The following is a 3,116-nucleotide window of genomic DNA, read 5'->3' as shown; positions in this document are numbered from 1 at the left end:
GCCTGACGTACCGCAATGTCTGATTTACGACTGCTTCGCAGCCGAACGCAGCCTCGCGGGCTCGGCAGCTGCTACAGATCGCATTACCGCTTAACTGACTGGCATTAGCTAATCACGCCGGTTTTTTTCTGAAACGCTTAGCGATGACTCTTACCAAAAGTGGAATAGAGCGGAACCTGTCAGGCGATGTAATGTAGCTACCCGATTGTCGGCTTCGGCCAGAACAACACACCGACAGGAGAACGCAATGAGTTGGTCCGCCAAACAGTACGTCGCTTTTGAAGATGAACGCACCCGTCCCGCCCGTGACCTGCTGGCGGCCATCCCCGCTGGGGACGTGCGCTCGGCCATCGATATCGGTTGTGGTCCTGGTAACTCGACCGAGTTGTTGGTGGCGCGTTTTGCCGGTGCCTCGGTACGCGGGCTGGACAGTTCGACCGACATGATCGAAGCCGCTCGCAAGCGCTTGCCGCAGGTGCGGTTCGATGTTGCTGACATCGACACCTGGAACGACAACGGCCCGTTCGACGTGATTTTTGCCAACGCGGTGTTGCAGTGGGTGCCGGATCACGCCACGTTGCTACCCTCGCTCATTAGCAAACTGGTGCAGGGTGGCAGTCTGGCCGTCCAGATGCCTGACAATCTTAATGAGCACTCGCACCGCTTGATGCGCGAAGTGGCCGCTGACGGTCCATGGGCCAGTAAACTGGCAGGCGCTGCCGGGCAGCGGACTGAAATGGAAAGTGCCAGCGGTTACTACTCGATACTGAAAGCCTGTTGCACCCGCGTCGATGTGTGGCGCACCACTTACCATCATCCGCTCGCGGGCGGTGCGTCTGGCGTGGTGGAGTGGTTCAAGGGCAGTGGTTTGCGGCCGTTCCTCGATCCGCTGGATGAGGTGGAGCGAGTGCAGTATCTGAAGCAGTATCAGGCGGCTATCGAGCAGGCGTATCCGGCCTTGGCCGATGGTTCGGTGCTGTTGCCGTTTCCACGGTTGTTTATCGTCGCGACCCGCTGATGCGAAAAAGGGACAGATGACCTTGAGCGTCATCTGTCCCTTTTCTTGACCGCTCGGAAAACATCACTGCGGCTTGTTCTTTTTCGAGCGCCGGGCACTCAGGTATTCAAAAGCAAACGAGGCAAAGCCGAACAACCCGATCATTGAAATGATCATGATCCCCAACTCTGAACTGTCCATGCTGATCTCTGTGCGGAAGGTGAGCCGGGAGCATAAGGTATCCATTTCCGGACTCAACGCCTTGCTACGGTTTCTTTACTGGCGCGCGAAGTTCCTTACGCAAAATATACGGGCGGCCATCAGCGTTGCACTCCGACCAACATCATCATGGGTCGCTCCCGTTCTTCAGCCAGTGCCGGTTGAGCAACGACCTCGGTATCGGACGGACCCCATTCATTGACGTGCTGGATAGTGAATCCCGCAGCGATCAACGCGTTGAGTAATGTGCCAATGGTGCGGTGCTGCTTGATCACGCCGTCCGCGAGCCAGTTGGTTACACGCTCGCCCTCCATTTGATAACTGTCCAGCGGCCAGCTCTTGCGGCCTTCGGCATCGGTGATCCAGCCGGGATTACGCGGCGCCATGAAGATCGGATGTTCAATGGAAAACACGAAGCGGGAGCCAGGTTTCAGCGCTGCGTGGATTTTGCCGAACAGGCCGGGCAAGTCCTTGATGTAATGCAAGGCGAGGGAACTGTAGGCCAGGTCGAAACTGTTTGTCGGCAGGTCGAGGTGCTCCAGATCAGCGCGGGCGTATTGGATGTTGGCCGCCGAAGTCGTCTTGCGCGCTTGCTCCAGCATTTTTTCCGAAACATCGAGCCCGAGTACGCTGCCGGCGCCTTGCTCACTGGCCAAACGGCAAAACCAGCCGTAGCCGCAACCGAGGTCCACCACCTTCAAGCCTTGTATTGGCGGCAACATCGCCTTCAGCGCAGGCCATTCCGGCGCGGCATCAAGACCGCCAATCGAACGGGGCATCTGGCTGTAGCCCTGGAAGAAACCGGGATCGTCGTAGATGTTTTGGGTCATTTTCGAGTTGCTCTGTTGAAATCATTCATTGGCAGCATCGGAAGTGTTCCGTATGCGTTCTTTCGAAAAATGATGACGCGAGTTCGCTGATGGCCGTGCAGTGAAGAGGGTGGTTGAAGGTGAGGGAAATGCTAGCGGGGCGGGCGATGAGGGGAAACGGGTTGTACGTTGTGGATTTGTAAGCGCAGTCATTGTGGGAGCGAGCTTGGTCCGGGCTCGCTCCCACAGATTACGTCAGGACGGTTCTGCATCCATGCGTCGAGCGATGACATCCAGCACATCACAACCGTCGCGCAAGGGCACGCAGCACAGCAAGGCAAAGTCGCTGAGGATGACCGAGTCAGTGGTGATGTCACCCCGCATCGCGAGGTTTTCAAGGATCTGTGTCACGGCTCGAATTCTGTAACTGGCGGTGCTGAGCAGGGAGTGCAGGGGTTGGGTTGTGTTGACGTAGAGGGAGGGGAGATCGTCGGCGTTGCTGGTTAAAGCCATGAAATCTTTCATGAGTGAGTACCAATTGTAGGTGGAAGACCTACCACTCAATTGTCGCCAAACAATAGGGTGGTAGCTGTACGCGGGTTGGCGAACCGGACAATGGTAAAACCGGCAGACCCGAAGGTCTCCCACGCACAGCTACCGAAAAAGCAGCCAAGCGTGATCAAAAGCGCTCCGAGAAATCCTCGGAGCCTTCTGTACCGTTGTTACCGAGTCGCCAAACCCGATACGCCATTTGGGCGCGGTGGGACTATAGGTCTCATGACAAAGGCACAGCAATGCGCAAGTGTACGGACAATTCCCTGTGTCGTGTAGGACGTTGCTTTTTCTAGCGTTGATCTCTGTTGGGCCCTTAAAAGTGGGCCTTAGCACTAACGTTGGCAGGTGAATCACCAAATTCCGCGCACAAAAAAACCAGCCACTTGGGCTAACTAATGCCAGTCAGTTAAGCGGTAATGCGATCTGTAGCAGCTGCCGAGCCCGCGAGGCTGCGTTCGGCTGCATAGCAGTCGCGAGTCCAGCTGACGCGGCCTGCCTGACGTACCGCAATGGCTGTTTTACGACTGCTTCGCAGT

The 3,116-nt window shown here is 56.7% G+C and carries 3 protein-coding genes; 1 reads left to right on the top strand and 2 read right to left on the bottom strand.

Going from position 1 to position 3,116, the window contains the following annotated elements; translation table 11 throughout:
* Positions 1-247 precede the first annotated feature (247 nt).
* Positions 248-1,018 (top strand): trans-aconitate 2-methyltransferase, encoded by a 771-nt coding sequence (tam, locus tag AB4Z35_RS29820; protein ID WP_442101131.1) that lies wholly within the window; start codon positions 248-250, stop codon positions 1,016-1,018.
* A 299-nt stretch (positions 1,019-1,317) separates the two neighbouring features.
* Here the strand turns inward: tam and AB4Z35_RS29815 are convergent, their stop codons facing one another.
* Entirely contained in the window at positions 1,318-2,046 is a 729-nt protein-coding gene (locus tag AB4Z35_RS29815; RefSeq protein ID WP_442101130.1) for a class I SAM-dependent methyltransferase, read from the bottom strand.
* A 234-nt stretch (positions 2,047-2,280) separates the two neighbouring features.
* On the bottom strand, positions 2,281-2,550 hold the full coding sequence (locus AB4Z35_RS29810) for a short-chain dehydrogenase (RefSeq protein WP_442101129.1): 270 nt from the start codon (positions 2,548-2,550) through the stop codon (positions 2,281-2,283).
* Positions 2,551-3,116: the final 566 nt, after the last annotated feature.

The sequence above is a fragment of the Pseudomonas sp. KB_15 genome, assembly GCF_052114525.1.
Classification (GTDB): Bacteria; Pseudomonadota; Gammaproteobacteria; order Pseudomonadales; family Pseudomonadaceae; genus Aquipseudomonas.
Note: the sequence above shows the minus strand (reverse complement) of the source record. Positions and strands in the feature narration are given on the sequence as shown.

What these genes read in the sequence shown, in the direction of transcription:
- tam (WP_442101131.1), top strand. Translation starts at nt 248, where the DNA reads ATGAGTTGGTCCGCCAAACAGTACGTCGCTTTTGAAGATGAACGCACC.
- AB4Z35_RS29815 (WP_442101130.1), bottom strand. Translation starts at nt 2,046, where the DNA reads ATGACCCAAAACATCTACGACGATCCCGGTTTCTTCCAGGGCTACAGC.
- AB4Z35_RS29810 (WP_442101129.1), bottom strand. Translation starts at nt 2,550, where the DNA reads ATGAAAGATTTCATGGCTTTAACCAGCAACGCCGACGATCTCCCCTCC.